The organism is Ornithinimicrobium tianjinense (assembly GCF_014636495.1).
GTDB lineage: Bacteria > Actinomycetota > Actinomycetes > Actinomycetales > Dermatophilaceae > Ornithinicoccus > Ornithinicoccus tianjinensis.
The window spans coordinates 1,357,115-1,372,042 of the sequence record NZ_BMEM01000001.1; the positions used below are offsets into that span (position 1 = coordinate 1,357,115).

14 protein-coding genes and 3 tRNA genes are annotated in these 14,928 nt (G+C 71.1%); 14 read left to right on the forward strand and 3 right to left on the reverse strand.

Annotated features, from left to right (window positions below; all coding sequences use genetic code 11):
- Window positions 1-79: 79 nt before the first annotated feature.
- Genes ligD through IEV65_RS06295 form a run of 3 tightly spaced genes read left to right on the forward strand, consistent with a single transcriptional unit; the run spans window position 80 to window position 3,433 of the window.
- A complete protein-coding gene (gene ligD / locus IEV65_RS06285; protein WP_188428826.1) occupies window positions 80-1,171 on the forward strand; it encodes a non-homologous end-joining DNA ligase in 1,092 nt (363 codons plus the stop codon).
- Window positions 1,172-1,175: 4 nt separating this feature from the next.
- Window positions 1,176-2,261, forward strand: a complete 1,086-nt coding sequence (locus tag IEV65_RS06290) for an ATP-dependent DNA ligase (protein ID WP_188428828.1) — start codon at window positions 1,176-1,178, stop codon at window positions 2,259-2,261.
- Window positions 2,258-3,433, forward strand: a complete 1,176-nt coding sequence (locus IEV65_RS06295) for an alpha/beta hydrolase family protein (RefSeq protein ID WP_188428830.1) — start codon at window positions 2,258-2,260, stop codon at window positions 3,431-3,433. The genes IEV65_RS06290 and IEV65_RS06295 overlap by 4 nt, the downstream gene beginning before the upstream one ends.
- A gap of 24 nt (window positions 3,434-3,457) precedes the next feature.
- Here the strand turns inward: IEV65_RS06295 and IEV65_RS06300 are convergent, their stop codons facing one another.
- Window positions 3,458-4,156, reverse strand: coding sequence for a GntR family transcriptional regulator (locus IEV65_RS06300; protein WP_188428831.1), 699 nt, complete (start codon window positions 4,154-4,156; stop codon window positions 3,458-3,460).
- Between the two features lie 107 nt (window positions 4,157-4,263).
- Between IEV65_RS06300 and IEV65_RS06305 the strand changes: the two genes are divergently transcribed.
- Genes IEV65_RS06305 through IEV65_RS06325 form a run of 5 tightly spaced genes read left to right on the forward strand, consistent with a single transcriptional unit; the run spans window position 4,264 to window position 8,647 of the window.
- On the forward strand, window positions 4,264-5,493 hold the full coding sequence (locus tag IEV65_RS06305; RefSeq protein WP_188428833.1) for an NRAMP family divalent metal transporter: 1,230 nt from the start codon (window positions 4,264-4,266) through the stop codon (window positions 5,491-5,493).
- A gap of 4 nt (window positions 5,494-5,497) precedes the next feature.
- Window positions 5,498-6,289 carry a LamB/YcsF family protein gene (locus IEV65_RS06310; RefSeq protein ID WP_188428835.1) on the forward strand — a complete coding sequence of 264 codons (792 nt, stop codon included), beginning with the start codon at window positions 5,498-5,500 and terminating at the stop codon, window positions 6,287-6,289.
- Window positions 6,289-6,942 (forward strand): 5-oxoprolinase subunit B family protein, encoded by a 654-nt coding sequence (locus IEV65_RS06315; RefSeq protein WP_229734957.1) that lies wholly within the window; start codon window positions 6,289-6,291, stop codon window positions 6,940-6,942. The genes IEV65_RS06310 and IEV65_RS06315 overlap by 1 nt, the downstream gene beginning before the upstream one ends.
- A complete protein-coding gene (locus IEV65_RS06320; RefSeq protein WP_188428837.1) occupies window positions 6,939-7,826 on the forward strand; it encodes a 5-oxoprolinase subunit C family protein in 888 nt (295 codons plus the stop codon). The genes IEV65_RS06315 and IEV65_RS06320 overlap by 4 nt, the downstream gene beginning before the upstream one ends.
- On the forward strand, window positions 7,823-8,647 hold the full coding sequence (locus IEV65_RS06325) for a putative hydro-lyase (RefSeq protein ID WP_229734958.1): 825 nt from the start codon (window positions 7,823-7,825) through the stop codon (window positions 8,645-8,647). Before IEV65_RS06320 ends, IEV65_RS06325 begins: the two co-directional genes overlap by 4 nt.
- Here the strand turns inward: IEV65_RS06325 and IEV65_RS06330 are convergent.
- Window positions 8,632-9,279 carry a dihydrofolate reductase family protein gene (locus IEV65_RS06330; protein WP_188428839.1) on the reverse strand — a complete coding sequence of 216 codons (648 nt, stop codon included), beginning with the start codon at window positions 9,277-9,279 and terminating at the stop codon, window positions 8,632-8,634. The genes IEV65_RS06325 and IEV65_RS06330 overlap by 16 nt on opposite strands.
- Before the next feature lie 58 nt (window positions 9,280-9,337).
- Between IEV65_RS06330 and IEV65_RS06335 the strand changes: the two genes are divergently transcribed.
- Window positions 9,338-10,207 (forward strand): polyphosphate kinase 2 family protein, encoded by an 870-nt coding sequence (locus tag IEV65_RS06335; protein WP_188428841.1) that lies wholly within the window; start codon window positions 9,338-9,340, stop codon window positions 10,205-10,207.
- 19 nt (window positions 10,208-10,226) lie between these two features.
- On the opposite strand, the gene glgX is transcribed toward IEV65_RS06335, so the two are convergent.
- Window positions 10,227-12,353: a glycogen debranching protein GlgX gene (gene glgX / locus IEV65_RS06340; protein WP_188428843.1), complete on the reverse strand. Its 2,127-nt coding sequence runs from the start codon at window positions 12,351-12,353 to the stop codon at window positions 10,227-10,229.
- A 179-nt stretch (window positions 12,354-12,532) separates the two neighbouring features.
- On the opposite strand from glgX, the gene IEV65_RS06345 reads away from it, so the two are divergent.
- The 5 genes from IEV65_RS06345 to IEV65_RS06365 all read left to right on the forward strand — a co-directional run bounded on the left by IEV65_RS06345 (window position 12,533) and on the right by IEV65_RS06365 (window position 14,890).
- A tRNA-Gly gene (locus IEV65_RS06345) sits at window positions 12,533-12,605 on the forward strand.
- Window positions 12,606-12,635: 30 nt separating this feature from the next.
- Window positions 12,636-12,706, forward strand: a tRNA-Cys gene (locus IEV65_RS06350).
- A gap of 25 nt (window positions 12,707-12,731) precedes the next feature.
- Window positions 12,732-12,806 (forward strand) — tRNA-Val (locus IEV65_RS06355).
- Between the two features lie 208 nt (window positions 12,807-13,014).
- Window positions 13,015-13,917, forward strand: coding sequence for a BglII/BstYI family type II restriction endonuclease (locus IEV65_RS06360; RefSeq protein ID WP_188428845.1), 903 nt, complete (start codon window positions 13,015-13,017; stop codon window positions 13,915-13,917).
- 55 nt (window positions 13,918-13,972) lie between these two features.
- Window positions 13,973-14,890, forward strand: a complete 918-nt coding sequence (locus tag IEV65_RS06365; RefSeq protein ID WP_188428846.1) for an MT-A70 family methyltransferase — start codon at window positions 13,973-13,975, stop codon at window positions 14,888-14,890.
- Window positions 14,891-14,928 lie beyond the last annotated feature (38 nt).

Consider the following 14,928-nt stretch of genomic DNA (forward strand, 5'->3'; position numbering starts at 1 on the left):
TTGACGTCTGACCCCGGCGTGATGTTTGGGCGCCAAGGTCACAGTTCGGTCACGATCCGCAGCGACTACGGTGGGCGCCATGGCTGACGCGCTGATCCTGACCTCGCAGGACGCTGAGGGACACCCGCGCGAGGTGCGGCTCTCCAGCCCGGACAAGATCGTCTGGCCGTCCACCGACCAGGGGCGCGCGATCACCAAGGCCGACCTCGCGGCATACCTGCAGGCGGTGGCCGAGCCCATGCTGGGGGGACTGGCGGACCGGCCGGTCACCCTCCAGCGGGTGCGCGGCGGCATCGAGGGGGAGGAGTTCTACTCCAAGAACCCGCCGAAGGGCGTGCCGGCCTGGTCGCGCACCACCGAGGTGACCTACCCCTCCGGGAGACGCCATCCCCAGCTGGTCGTCGACGACGAGGCCACCCTGCTCTGGACCGCGCAGATGGGGACCGTGACATGGCACCCCTGGCCGGTCCGCAGCGGCGACAACGACCGTCCGGACGAGGTCCGCATCGACCTCGACCCCCAGCCCGGTCGTGCCTTCGCCGACGTCGTGGAGGCGGCGCTCGGCCTCCGGGAGGTGATGCTCGCGGCGGGGCTCACGCCGTTCGTCAAGACCACGGGCAGCCGCGGCGTGCACGTCTTCGCCCCGGTGCGCCCCCGGCTGGAGTTCCTCGAGGTGCGCCACGCCGTGATCGGGCTGGCCCGCGAGCTCGAGCGGGAGATGCCGGACCTGGTGACCACCGCCTGGTGGAAGGAGGAGCGCGGGGAGCGGATCTTCGTCGACTTCAACCAGGCGACGCGCGACCGGACGCTGGCCGCCGCCTGGAGCCCCCGCATCCTGCCCGGCGCGCCGGTGTCGGTGCCGGTCACCTGGGAGCAGCTGGCGGAGGTGCGGCCGGCGGAGCTCACCGTGCACACCGTCCCGGCCTGGCTCGGCGAGCACGGCGACGCGTGGGCGGACCTGCACGCCGCTCCGGCCGAGATCGACGGCGCCCACGCGCTGTGGGAGGCCGACCTGGAGCGCGGGCTGGGCGAGCTCAACTTCCCGCCCGACCACCCGAAGATGCCGGGGGAGCCGCCGCGGGTGCAGCCGAGCAAGAAGGTCGCGGAGCACTGGGACGAGCAGGGCAGACGGGTCGAGCCCGAGGTCCGTCGGCGCCGTGGGGCAGACTGACGACGTGGACCTGCCCGTCATGCCTCCGGTGGCGCCGATGCTCGCCAAGCCGCTGAAGACGCTGCCCGCCGGGTGGCTCTACGATCCCAAGTGGGACGGCTTCCGCTCGATCGTCTTCCGTGACGGCGATGAGGTCGAGCTCGGCAGCCGCAACGAGAAGCCGCTCACCCGCTACTTCCCCGAGCTCGTCGAGGCGGTGCGCCGGGACCTGCCGGAGCGGTGCGTGGTCGACGGGGAGATCGTGGTGGCCACGCCCGACGGCGAGAGGCTCGACTTCGAGGCCCTCCAGCAGCGCATCCACCCGGCGGACTCGCGCGTGCGGTTGCTCGCGGAGCAGACCCCGGCGGCCTTCGTCGCCTTCGACCTCCTCGCTCTCGGGGACGAGGACCTGACCGGTATGCCGTTCGCGGCGCGCCGGGCGCGCCTGGAGGAGGTGCTCGGCCAGCACCGGGCGAGCGGAGTGGGCGGGACGGTCCACCTCTCGCCCATCACCGACGACCTCGACGTGGCGATGCGGTGGTTCCGCGACTTCGAGGGCGCGGGTCTGGACGGCCTCATCGCCAAGGACCCCCAGGACACCTACCAGCCGGACAAGCGGGTGCTGACCAAGCTCAAGCACGAGCGCACGGCCGACTGCGTGGTGGCCGGCTACCGCCTGCACAAGAGCGGCGACGACGCGGTCGGGTCGCTGCTCCTGGGGCTCTACGACGACCGGGGAGTGCTGGCCAGCGTGGGGGTGGCCGCCTCCTTCACGATGGCGCGGCGGCGGGAGCTGCTGACCGAGCTGCAGCCGCTCGTCACCACCCTCGAGGGTCACCCCTGGGACTGGGCGGCCCAGCTCGACGGCGAGCGGACGCCGCAGAAGAACGCCGGCTCCCGCTGGAACGCCGGGAAGGACCTCTCGTTCGTGCCGCTGCGCCCCGAGCGCGTGGTGGAGGTGCGCTACGACTACATGGAGGGGGCCCGGTTCCGGCACACGGCGCACTTCGTGCGCTGGCGGCCGGACCGCGACCCGCGCAGCTGCACCTACGACCAGCTGGAGCTGCCCACCGACCACGACCTCTCCGAGGTGCTGGGGGTGCGGGGATGACGCAGAGCACCACGCCCGTGCGCCGGACCGCCGTCGCCGGGGTGGCCGTCGCCGGTGGTGCGGTCCTCGGCGGCGCGGTCTCCATGGGCACCGCCACCTACTTCGCGCACCGGATCATCACCCCCGAGCACGAGAAGAAGGACGACGTCACCGTCCTGTCCGTCACGGACGCCACCGTGACGGTGCGCGCCACCCCTGACACCACGGCTCGGGGACGCTACGGGCTGTGGTTGGACGGCGGCGCGGGGCACGCGCGCCTGGGTGACGTCCTGACCACGGAGGGCGCGGGGCGTACCGCGACGGTGACCCGCGAGCTGCTCGGAATCGACATCGGTGAGCTGGCGCCCGGGTCAGCACGGTGGAACAAGTACTTCTACTGCGGCACACCGTCGTCCGCGCTGGGGCTGGACCACGAGGACATCGTGGTGACCTCCGACGTCGGCGACCTGCCGACCTGGCGGGTCCCGCCGCGCGAGGGCGTGGGCCGGGGCGACTGGGCGATCCTCGTCCACGGCCGCAGCGCGATGCGCGAGGAGACGCTGCGCGCCATACCCGTCCTGCACCGGCTCGGCATGACCTGCCTGGTCCCGATGTACCGCAACGACATCGGGGCACCGCCGAGCGAGGACGGCCGCTACAGCCTGGGTCTGTCGGAGTGGCGGGACGTGGACGCCGCCATGCGCTACGCCCTCGCGCACGGAGCCCGGCGGCTGGTGCTCGTCGGCTGGTCGATGGGTGGGGCGATCGTGCTGCAGGCGCTCAACCGCTCCGACGTGGCGCACCGCGTGCACCGGGTCTTCCTGGACGGGCCGGTCATCGACTGGGGGTCGGTCCTGGCCCACCAGGCGGACCTCAACCACATCCCGCGCCCCCTGGACCACCTCGCCCGCCGGCTGATGCGCAGCCGGGCCTCGCGCCACCTGCTGAGGATCGCCGAGCCCGTCGACGTGGCCGCGACCAACTGGGTCGACCGGGCCGACGAGGTGGCCCACCGGATGTTCATCATCCACTCGGCCACCGACGAGACCGTCCCCTTCGCGCCCTCCCTCGACCTGGCCCGGCGCCGCCCGGGTCTGGTCCACACCTACGTGTGGCCGCAGGCGCGGCACTGCCAGGAGTGGAACACCAACCCCAGCCTCTGGGAGGACCTGGTCGCCTCGTTCCTGCGCTGAGTCCCGGCGGGCCGGTGGCTCGGCTCAGTCCCGGTCGTCCCAGACGGGGGCAGAGAGCAGCCGCACCTCGGCGTCGTGCAGGTAGGCGAGCATCGCCTCCGCCGCGCCGTCACGGTCACCGGCCTCCAGGAGCGCGACGATCTGGCCGTTGCGGTGCAGGAAGTCCGGGTGGAAGGTGCGGTCGGCCGTCATCACGTCGAAGACCAGGCGCATCTCGGCCAGCATGTCCTCCATCAGCTCCTGCACGCGCGAGCTGCCCGAGAGCGCGCTGACCCGGCGGTGGAAGAGCTGGTTGGCCGAGACCATCCCCTGGACGTCCTCCCCGCGGGCGGCGTCCTGACCGAGCGTGACCGCCTCGCGCAGCCCCTCCAGCGCTGCGACGTCCAGCCCCGGCCCGCGCCGCAGCGCGGCGGGCTCGATCACCCGGCGCGCGGCATACAGGTCCCGCACGTCCTCGGACGAGAGGGTCGCGACGACGACGCCGCGGTGGGTCTCGCGGACGACGAGTCGCTCCGCCGCCAGGAGCGCGAGGGCCTCGCGGACGGTGTTGCGCGAGAAGCCGAGCGCGGAGCCGATGGTCTCCTCGACCAGCCGTGTCCCGGGGCGGAGGTGCCCGTCCACGATCTGCTGACGCAGGGCCGAGCGCACCGACTCCGCCGCCGTCGGTCTGCGCAGCGGCGCCACGTCGATCCGCGTCAGGGCCTCTCGGAGGGAGCGACTCATGCGTCGGACCGTACACCCCGAGGCTTGAGACTGGGGGATTGTCAGATTGTTCAACAGCCAGTACGTTGTCCGCCATCATGCTCACCGCACCCTGACGGGAGACCCCTATGGACGACGCCACGGCCACCGATCCGCGCACCCAGACGCCCCGGGCGAGCAGGCGCAGCGCCCTGCTCGGCGCGATGTTCCTCATGGCCACCTCGGCCATCGGTCCTGGCTTCATCACCCAGACCACCAACTTCACGGTGGAGCTCGGGGCGGCCTTCGCCTTCGCGATCCTGGTCTCGATCCTCGTGGACATCGCCATCCAGATGAACGTCTGGCGGGTCGTCGGCGTCTCGGGGCTGCGCGCCAACGAGCTGGCCAACCGCATCGCTCCCGGCCTCGGGTGGGTCCTCGCCGCGCTCATCCTGGTGGGCGGGCTCGTCTTCAACATCGGCAACATCGCCGGCACCGGGCTCGGCACCGACGCCATGATGGGCCTGGACCCGAAGATCGGCGGCGTCGTGTCCTGCGCGATCGCGATCGCCATCTTCCTGTCCAAGCGCGCCGGTCTGGCCCTGGACCGCATCGTGGTCGTCCTCGGCGTGGTCATGATCGCCCTGACCACCTTCGTCGCGATCACGAGCCGGCCGCCGGTGGGTGAGGCCCTGGTCAACTCGGTCGCGCCCGAGACGATCCAGTGGCTGGCCATCACCACGCTCATCGGCGGGACCGTCGGCGGCTACATCACCTACGCCGGTGCCCACCGTCTCATCGAGTCCGGCACCACCGGGCCGGAGAACGCCCGCGCCATCTCCAGCGGCTCGATGATCGGCATCCTGGTCACCGGGGTCATGCGCGCGATCCTGTTCCTGGCGATCCTGGGCGTCGTGGCCGGAGGTGCCACCCTCGACCCGGCCAACCCGGCGGCCAGCGCCTTCGAGCAGGCTGCGGGCGAGATCGGGCTGCGGATGTTCGGCGTCATCCTGTGGGCGGCGGCCATCACCTCGGTGATCGGCGCGAGCTACACCACCGTGAGCTTCCTGACGACGCAGAAGTCGTCGCAGCGCACCCGCTCGCTGCTCACCGTCGGCTTCATCCTGCTCTGCCTGGTCCTCTTCCTGACCCTCGGCAAGGCGCCGGTCCCGCTGCTGATCTTCGCCGGAGGCTTCAACGGCCTGATCCTGCCGATCGGCTTCACGGTGGTGCTCTGGGCGGCGTGGCGCCGGCGCGACCTGCTCCAGGGCTACGCCTACCCGCGCTGGTTGCTGGTCGCGGGTGTGCTGGCCTGGCTGCTCACCCTCTTCCTCGGCTACAAGTCGCTGGAGGGGCTGCAGGCCCTGTGGGCAGGATGAGGTCATGAGCACCGCGCACGTCGACCTCAACGCCGACCTCGGCGAGTCCTACGGCACCTGGCGGCTGGGTGACGACGAGGCGATGCTCGGCATCGTCACCTCGGCCAACGTGGCGTGCGGCTTCCATGCCGGGGACGCCCTCACGCTGCGGCGCACCTGCGAGCAGGCCGCGGCGCGCGGCGTGGTCGTGGGTGCCCAGGTCGGCTACAACCACCTGGCAGGGTTCGGCCGGTGGAGCATCGACATGCCCTCGGCCGAGCTGACCGCCGACGTGCTCTACCAGATCGGGGCGCTCGACGGCCTCTGCCGGGTCGCCGGCACCCGCGTCCGCTACGTCAAGCCGCACGGTGCCCTCTACAACACCGCAGCGGTGGACGAGCGTCAGGCGCGTGCCGTGGTCGACGCGGTCGTGGAGTATGACGCGTCGCTCCCCCTTCTGGGGCTGCCGGGCTCGGCGCTCCTGCGGGTCGCCGAGGAGCGGGGTCTGCGCACGGTGCGGGAGGCGTTCGCCGACCGGGCCTACACCCCCGAGGGGCGACTCGTGTCCCGCCAGCAGCCGGGCTCGGTGCTGCACGACCCCGAGGAGGTGGCCGCGCGGGTGGTGCGGCTGGTGACCGAGAGGCGGCTCACGGCCGTGGACGGCACCGAGCTCGAGCTCGGAGCCGACTCCGTGTGCACCCACGGCGACAGCCCGGGCGCCGTCCAGATGGCGGGCGCCGTGCGACAGGCCCTGACCGCGGCCGGGGTGGCGATCACCCCGTTCGTCGGGACTGGACCCTCGGCGGACCCGGCCTGATGGGTGACGTGCCGATGCGGCTGCTCCCGATGGGGGAGGAGGCGATCCTCGTCGAGACGGAGGACATCGCGTCCGTGCTGCGGCTGCGCACGCTCCTCGCGGACCTGGTCGAGACCGGTGAGGGCGCCTGGGCCCAGGTCGCCGAGCTCGTCCCGGCCGCGCGGACCGTGCTCGTCGTGACCACCCCTGGGGCGGACCTCGCCGCCCTGGCCGGGGAGCTGCGGCACCTCGACACGGCCGCGGCCGGGGACCATGTGGCGCAGCACGCCCCCGAGGAGGTGGAGATCGTCGTGCGCTACGACGGACCCGACCTCGAGGACGTCGCCGGGCTCACCGGGATGACGCCCGAGGAGGTCGTCGCCGCGCACACGCAGACCCCGTGGCAGGTCGGCTTCGGCGGGTTCGCGCCGGGCTTCGCCTACCTCGTGGGCGGCGACCCTCGCCTCCTGGTCCCGCGCCGCTCGACGCCCCGCACGAAGGTGCCGGCCGGGGCGGTCGGTCTCGCGGGCGAGTTCTCGGGGATCTACCCGCGCGAGTCGCCGGGCGGCTGGCAGCTGCTCGGCACCACCGACGCCGTGCTGTGGGACGCCGACCGCGAGCACCCCGCCCTCCTGCGACCCGGCGCCGTCGTGCGCTTCGTGGAGGCGTCATGAGCCGCGCCCTGGAGATCCTCGACCCCGGCGTGCAGTCCCTGCTCCAGGACCCGGGGCGCCTGGGCCAGCTGGCGGTCGGCGTCGGACGTTCGGGAGCGGCGGACCGCGCGGCATACCGGCTCGGTGCGCGACTGCTCGGCAACGCCGAGGACGCGGCAGCGGTCGAGGTGACGCTCGGCGGGCTGCGGGCCCGGGCCCGCGGCGACCTGCTCGTGTGCGTCACCGGCGCGACCGCGCCGCTGACCGTCGGGGGGCATCGGGCTGCCCACGCCGCGCCCGTGCACGTGCGCGACGGCGAGGAGATCTCCCTCGGTATGGCGTCGGCGGGGCTGCGCGCCTACCTCTCGGTGCGCGGCGGCCTGGTCCCGGAGCCCGTGCTCGGCTCCTGCGCGACCGACACGATGTCGGGTCTCGGGCCACCACCGCTGGCGGCCGGTGACGTCGTGCCGGTGGGCGAGCGGACCAGGGACTGGCCCAACGTGGACGTGGCCCCCGTGCCCGCCCCGACGGGGGGCGAGGTGGTGCTCGTCGTGACCCCGGGCCCCAGGCAGGACTGGTTCGCGGACCCCGAGGTGCTGTCGAGCACCGCCTGGGTCGTGTCCGACCGCAGCGACCGGAAGGGGATCAGGTTGCAGGGCAAGGGATCCCGTCTCGAGCGGACGCCTGCGCGCCAGGACGCCGAGCTGCCCAGCGAGGGGATGGTGCGCGGGGCCGTCCAGGTGCCTCCCGACGGCGAGCCGGTCGTCTTCCTCAACGACCATCCGGTCACCGGCGGCTATCCCGTCGTGGGCGTGGTCCGTGGGTCCTCCATGGACCGTGCCGCCCAGCTCACGCCCGGACAGGTCGTCTGGTTCCGGTGGGAGAGCCTGGGGTGGCGGCCGTGAGCGCGGGGACCGGTCGAGGGACGACCGAGCTGCCGATCGACCCCGCAGGCCTGGCCCCCCGCGAGGCGCGGCGGTTGTTCGCCGGCGGCCTGGTCGCCCCCACGTCGGGCTGGTGCCAGGGGTTCACCCAGGCCAACCTCATCGCCGTGCCCCGCGACCTTGCCTTCGACATGCTCCTCTTCGCCCAGCGCAACCCCAAGCCCTGTCCCGTCCTCGACGTGCTCGAGCCCGGCCGGTTCGGCGGCGGCATCCTGGGCGAGGGAGCGGACGTGCGGACCGATGCGCCGCTCTACCGCGTCTACCGCGACGGAGAGCTGGTCGAGGAGGTCGCCGACGCGCGCAGCGTGTGGCGCGAGGACCTGGTGGCCTTCCTCATCGGCTGCTCCTTCACCTTCGAGCACCCGATGGCGGCCGCCGGGGTGCCGGTGCGCCACCAGGAGGCCGGCCGCAACGTCCCGATGTACCGCACCACCACGCGGTGCCGGGACGCCGGGCGGCTCAGCGGTCCGCTCGTCGTGTCGATGCGGGCGGTGCCGGCGGACCGGGTCGCGGACGCGGTGCGGGTCTCCTCCCGCTACCCGGCGGTCCACGGGGCGCCCGTGCACGTGGGCGACCCCGCGGGCCTGGGGATCGTCGACCTCGACCGGCCCGACTTCGGCGATCCACCGGTGGTCGAGGACGGCGACGTGCCCGTCTTCTGGGCGTGCGGGGTCACGCCGCAGGCCATGGTGATGGAGTCCCGGCCGGGCCTGGCGATCACGCACGCGCCCGGCCACATGCTCGTCACCGACGCGCGGGACAGCGACTACGCCGTGCCCTGACGCAGTCGCGTCCGCACCAAAACGTCGCCGGCCCACGTGAGCAGGTGCGTGGGCTCGCCGACGAGACGCCCGAAGGTGACCGTCGTCGGGACGAGGAAGGGCCCGTCGCCGCCGGCCAGCACGGGGCGCACCGTGACGCACAGCTCGTCCACGAGGCACTCCTGCAGCCACGTGCCGAAGAGGGTCGGCCCGCCCTCGACGACGATGCGGTGCCACCCGCGCTGGTGCAGCGCGGCCAGCACCTGCGCCGCGCTGACCCGGTCGCCGTGCCCGGAGATCAGCACCACCTCGCCCCCGCCGGCCTGGAGCTCGAGCACGGACCGCGGCGGTTCGGGACGGGTCGACACGACGGCGAGCGGCGTCCCCTGGAGCGCGCCGTACCTCTCCTTGCGCACCGTCCCCGCGCCGACGACCACGACGTCGGCCCAGTCACGCAGATGCTCGAAGACGGCGTGGTCGCCCTCCGACCCGGCGTTGAGGCTGCCGCTCACGTCGTCCGGCCCGGTCGCGCGCCCGTCGAGCGTGGTGATGAAGCTGGCCCGCACCCAGGTGCCGTCCGCGCGGTCGGGCGGCACGGCATACCAGGCGGCGAGGTCGTCGGGGGAGAGGGGGCCGGATCCGGTGCGCGTCACGGGCCCATCCTGGCTCACCTTTCCGGCGCCCGGGCGGCCGACGTGCCACGATGGCCCGATGGCGAAGAAGGACAAGAAGAGCAAGGGGCCGCGTGGCGGATCGTTCCGCGACGCGCTGCGGGTGGGCGACGGGTTCGTGCTCGCGGAGCTGGACCCGCGGTCGACCCCGGGGTTCACCGGCGACAAGGTGGCGGGCCAGGAGGCGCTGCTCGCTGCCGACGAGGAGATGGACACGCTGCAGGAGCAGCTCTACGCCATGAGCAAGGCAGGCGCGCGACGCCGCGTGCTGCTGGTGATCCAGGGCATGGACACCTCGGGCAAGGGCGGGATCATGCGTCACGTGGTCGGGTCCGTGGACCCGCAGGGGGTGCAGCTGACGGCCTTCAAGGCGCCGACCGCGGAGGAGAAGAAGCACCCCTTCCTGTGGCGCATCCGCCGGGCGCTGCCCGACCCGGGGATGATCGGTGTCTTCGACCGCAGCCACTACGAGGACGTGCTCATCGTGCGTGTGCACGACCTCGTGCCGAGGGCGCAGTGGAGCCGCCGCTACGCCCAGATCAACGCGTTCGAGCAGGGTCTGGTCGAGGACGAGGTGACCGTCATCAAGGTGATGACGCACATCTCGGCGGACGAGCAGAAGGCCCGGCTGCAGGAGCGTCTGGACCGGCCCGACAAGCACTGGAAGTACAACCCCGGCGACCTCGACGAGCGGGCGCACTGGGACGACTACCAGGAGGCCTACCAGGCCCTGCTCGAGCGGTGCAGCACCGACGCCGCGCCCTGGTATGTCGTGCCCGCCGACCGGAAGTGGTACGCGCGTCTCGCCGTCCAGCAGCTGCTCCTGGAGCACCTGCGCGAGCTCGACCTGACCTGGCCCGAGGCGGACTTCGACGTCGAGGCGGAGAAGGCGCGGCTGGCCCAGATGTGAGCGCCGACCGCGCCGGGTCTCAGCCCCCGAGCTCCGGCTGCGGGGTGGCCTGAAGGACGACGACGGCGCGCCCCGGCATCAGGTGCGTCGAGCCGGTCTCCCACGGCACGCTGTCGTCGATGTCGTCGCCCGTGGTGTCCACCACGACCCGCCAGGTGGTCGTGTCGATCCCGTCCGGGACCGTGAACGGGATCGTCTCGTGGTGGCCGTTGAAGAGCAGGAGGAAGTGGTCGTCGGTCACCACCCGGCCACGGCGGTCCCGGTCCGGGATCGCCTCGCCGTTGAGGAAGACGGTGACCGCCTGCTCGCGCAGGTGCCAGTCCTCGGCCGGCATCTCGGTGCCCGCAGGGGAGTACCAGACGATGTCGCCCAGCGCGCTCTGGCCGCCGTGGTCCGCGTCGCCGGCGAAGAAGCGGCGCCGGCGGAAGGCCGGGTGCTCGCGACGCAGCCGGATCAGCCGGCTGGTGAACTCCAGCAGCTCGAGCTGCTCGGGCTCCAGCTCCCAGTCCATCCATGCCAGCTCGTTGTCCTGGCAGTAGACGTTGTTGTTGCCCAGCTGGGTGCGGCCGAGCTCGTCGCCGTGCAGGAGCATGGGCACCCCCTGGCTGAGGATGAGCGTGGCCAGGAAGTTCTTCTGCTGCCGCAGCCGCAGGGCGTTGGTCTCCGGGTCGTCGGTCGGGCCCTCGACGCCGTGGTTCCAGGAGCGGTTGTGGGACTCGCCGTCGTGCCCGCCCTCGCCGTTGGCCTTGTTGTGCTTCTCGTTGTAGGACACCAGGTCACGCAGGGTGAAGCCGTCGTGGGCGGTGATGAAGTTGACCGACGCGATCGGGCGCCGGCCGCTGTGCTCGTAGAGGTCGGAGGAGCCGGTGAGCCGGCTCGCGAACTCGCCCAGCGTGGCGGGCTTGCCGCGCCAGAAGTCGCGGACGGTGTCGCGGTACTTGCCGTTCCACTCCGTCCACAGGGGCGGGAAGTTGCCCACCTGGTAGCCGCCGTCGCCGAGGTCCCAGGGCTCGGCGATCAGCTTGACCTGCGAGACCACCGGGTCCTGCTGGACCAGGTCGAAGAACGCCGAGAGCTTGTCGACCTCGTGGAACTGACGGGCCAGGGTGGCGGCGAGGTCGAAGCGGAAGCCGTCGACGTGCATCTCGGTCACCCAGTAGCGCAGGGAGTCCATGATCAGCTGCAGCACGTGCGGGTTGCGCATCAGCAGGCTGTTGCCGGTGCCGGTCGTGTCGTAGTAGTGCGCCCGGTCAGAGTCGACGAGGCGGTAGTAGCTGGCGTTGTCGATGCCTCGGAACGACAGCGTCGGGCCCAGGTGGTTGCCCTCCGCGGTGTGGTTGTAGACGACGTCGAGGATGACCTCGATGTCCGCCTCGTGCAGGGCCTTGACCATGGCCTTGAACTCGGTGACCTGCTGCCCGCGGTGGCCGTAGGAGGAGTAGGCGTTGTGCGGCGCCAGGAAGCCGATCGTGTTGTAGCCCCAGTAGTTGGACAGCCCCTTGTCCTGCAGGTGCGGGTCGTTGACGAACTGGTGCACGGGCAGCAGCTCCAGCGCGGTCACCCCCAGCGTGGTGAGGTGGTCGATCACCGCGGGGTGCGCGACCCCGGCATACGTGCCGCGGATCTCCGGAGGGACGTCCGGGTGGTTCATGGTCAGGCCGCGCACGTGCGCCTCGTAGATGACCGAGTCGGCGTAGGCGTGCCGCGGCGGGCGGTCGTGCCCCCAGTCGAAGAAGGGGTTGACGACGACGGAGAGCATCGTGTGCAGGGCCGAGTCGTCGGTGTTGAAGGACAACGGGTCGCCGAAGTCGTAGCCGAACAGGCCCTGGTGGTTGCGGATCTGCCCGCTGATCGCCTTGGCGTAGGGGTCGAGCAGCAGCTTGTGCGGGTTGAACCGGTGGCCGAGCTCCGGTGCGTACGGACCGTGGACGCGATAGCCGTAGCGCTGCCCGGGCTGACAGTTCGGGATGTAACCGTGCCAGACGTGGGCGTCGACCTCGGTCAGCGGGACGACGACCTCCTGGGCGCGGTCGCCGACCAGGCACAGGTCGACCGCGGTGGCGTGCTCGGAGAAGAGGGCGAAGTTCACGCCGCGACCGTCGTAGGTCGCGCCGAGGGGGTAGGCGTCGCCGGGCCAGACGTCCATCGAGTCCCTTCCGGGTTGGGGTGCACGGGCGTGGGACCACGATGTCGCCAGGCCACGATTCTACGGTGATCACGTGGCTCGGGGACCCGATTTGGTGTCTCCCCGATCCGTCGGCTAATGTTTCCTCTCGCGTCACCGACACGGGGACAGCCCGGAAGGGCACCTGTCGAGGGACGCAGGCGGACGTAGCTCAGTTGGTAGAGCGCAACCTTGCCAAGGTTGAGGTCGCCGGTTCGAGGCCGGTCGTCCGCTCGGAGGCAGCACCACCGAGATGCCTCATTTGGTGGCGTGGCCGAGAGGCGAGGCAACGGCCTGCAAAGCCGTCTACACGGGTTCAAATCCCGTCGCCACCTCGTAGTACAGGCCGCACCCGGCCCCGGGCGATTGGCGCAGTGGTAGCGCGCTTCCTTGACACGGAAGAGGTCACTGGTTCAAACCCAGTATCGCCCACCAGTAGAAACCCCCTCTGACCAGGCAAGATGCCAGGGCAAAGGGGGTTTCTGTTTGCGCGTGCCCCAATCGTGCCCCGTTCGGCGTGGCGTGCCCCTAGCGTCGGGGCACGGCCGGGGTGTGGGTAGGGGCAGGACCTGGCGAACCGGGCCGCCCAATCGCCCCGGTGAGTCTCCCCTCACTCTTCATGGCGGCGGCCTACCCTCGGGGCATGACGGACGCGCCGGAGCCTATCGACCCGCAGGACGATCCACAGGGAGAGGGCACGGTAGACATCGCTGGGGAGGTCCGGGAACTCTCGACCGACGGCTGGCCAAGCGGGTACGTCTATGGAGCGACTCGGTACGCAGACGTGATCCTGAAGAACTCCTTTCCGGATCGCTTCACCGACCTGACGGGCGCGCTGGCAGGCTTTCACCCGACGCTGGATGAACTGCGTGCTGGCGGCGGGGGCCGGACCGTGTTCGTCGCCCGCTTCGATGCCTCGCTGGCCGTCATGCACGCTGGTTCCGTCTGGGGCAAGCAGAACATCACCATCGACAAGTCGGTAGGCCTGGACGGCACCCCGCTGCGAACTACGCGCACTCGCGGTCATGAGATCGACATGTTCGGCAAAGGCTCCGATGAGCAGCCTCTGCCAGGCATCGCGGTCGAGATGGAGTGGAACAACAAGGACCCGTTCTTCGACCGGGACCTGATCAACTTCCAGGCCCTCCACCACGAGGGAGCCATATCCGTGGGTGTCATCGTCACGCGCGGCCCTGGCCTCCAGGGCCTGATCGGCCCCACCATCCGCAGCAAGGACGGTGGTCTGAAGTACGGTCAGAGCACGACACACTGGGGGAAGCTCGTGCCCAAGGTCAATCTGGGTGGCGGGGGCGAGTGCCCTCTTCTTCTCATCGGCATCGAACCTGAGCGCATCACCGGGATCGAGTTGGTGCGGAAGGTCGCGGAGGCGTTGGCCGAAGCGGCCGACTTCAAGGCGAACTGGCGCGACACCCACGACCGATGGACGGACGCCAAGCCGGTCCACGACGCCATGAGAACGAAGGCAGAAGCCATGATGCCGCCGGTCAAGGAGGCCAAGAGTCTCGATGAAGGGGACGGCTCGTAGAGACACGCCGAAGTAGATCTTCGGGAGTAAGATCTACTTTCGCTAGGCTGCTCCCATGAGCGCCCCCGCCCTACGTGCGAACGACCTTATCTCACCACTCCCAACCGTCGATGGCGGCTTCAAGACGATCCTGGCCGATCCGCCCTGGCGCTTCGCGAACCGCACGGGCAAGGTGGCGCCCGAGCACCGCAGGTTGGACCGGTACAGCACGATGGACCTGGAGGCCATCAAGGCACTGGAGGTCGAGCAGGTGGCGGCCAAGAACGCCCACCTGTATCTGTGGGTGCCGAACGCCTTGCTTCCCGACGGCTTGGCCGTGATGGAGGCGTGGGGGTTCCGCTACATCTCCAACCTCGTCTGGGCCAAGCGACGTAAGGACGGCGGGCCGGACGGGCGAGGCGTCGGGTTCTACTTCCGCAACACCACCGAGCTCATTCTGTTTGGTGTTCGCGGGTCCATGCGCACTCTTCAGCCAGCCCGTTCGCAGGTCAACATCATCGAGACGCGCAAGCGAGAGCACTCCCGCAAGCCGGACGAGCAGTACGACCTGATCGAGGCTTGCTCCCCCGGTCCTCATCTCGAACTCTTTGCGCGCCATGCTAGAGAGGGTTGGACCGTCTGGGGTGATGAGAGCACAGAAGCCGAAGTGCGCGGAAGAGTGCACCGAGGGTACGCTGGCGGGCCGATCCTCGCCCCTGTTATGGAGCCCCATGCTCGCCTCGCGAAGGGCACCGAGGTGCGCCTGGCCAAGGACCTGCGCGATCTCTATGAGGCAGGGGGGACGATCCGGGGGCTTGCCAAGGAGACGGGCTACTCGATAGGCCGCGTTCGCAGGCTCCTCGAACTTGCAGGTACCCAGATCCGAAGCCGTGGCGCGCTGAAGATTCCCCCGCCGGAAACGGGGTGGTCCGAACCTCCCAGGCCGACGCCGCAGGAGCAACCGCGAGGCACCGTAAGGAGCCCGGCCCCGTGACCGAGGAGCGGCAGCCTGCCTCGTGGTGGCTGCACAAG

Excerpts from the sequence above, each read along its gene's own strand:
- ligD (WP_188428826.1), top strand. The coding sequence starts at position 80 with ATGGCTGACGCGCTGATCCTGACCTCGCAGGACGCTGAGGGACACCCG.
- IEV65_RS06295 (WP_188428830.1), top strand. The coding sequence starts at position 2,258 with ATGACGCAGAGCACCACGCCCGTGCGCCGGACCGCCGTCGCCGGGGTG.
- IEV65_RS06300 (WP_188428831.1), bottom strand. The coding sequence starts at position 4,156 with ATGAGTCGCTCCCTCCGAGAGGCCCTGACGCGGATCGACGTGGCGCCG.
- IEV65_RS06305 (WP_188428833.1), top strand. The coding sequence starts at position 4,264 with ATGGACGACGCCACGGCCACCGATCCGCGCACCCAGACGCCCCGGGCG.
- IEV65_RS06310 (WP_188428835.1), top strand. The coding sequence starts at position 5,498 with ATGAGCACCGCGCACGTCGACCTCAACGCCGACCTCGGCGAGTCCTAC.
- IEV65_RS06315 (WP_229734957.1), top strand. The coding sequence starts at position 6,289 with ATGGGTGACGTGCCGATGCGGCTGCTCCCGATGGGGGAGGAGGCGATC.
- IEV65_RS06320 (WP_188428837.1), top strand. The coding sequence starts at position 6,939 with ATGAGCCGCGCCCTGGAGATCCTCGACCCCGGCGTGCAGTCCCTGCTC.
- IEV65_RS06335 (WP_188428841.1), top strand. The coding sequence starts at position 9,338 with ATGGCGAAGAAGGACAAGAAGAGCAAGGGGCCGCGTGGCGGATCGTTC.
- glgX (WP_188428843.1), bottom strand. The coding sequence starts at position 12,353 with ATGGACGTCTGGCCCGGCGACGCCTACCCCCTCGGCGCGACCTACGAC.
- IEV65_RS06360 (WP_188428845.1), top strand. The coding sequence starts at position 13,015 with ATGACGGACGCGCCGGAGCCTATCGACCCGCAGGACGATCCACAGGGA.
- IEV65_RS06365 (WP_188428846.1), top strand. The coding sequence starts at position 13,973 with ATGAGCGCCCCCGCCCTACGTGCGAACGACCTTATCTCACCACTCCCA.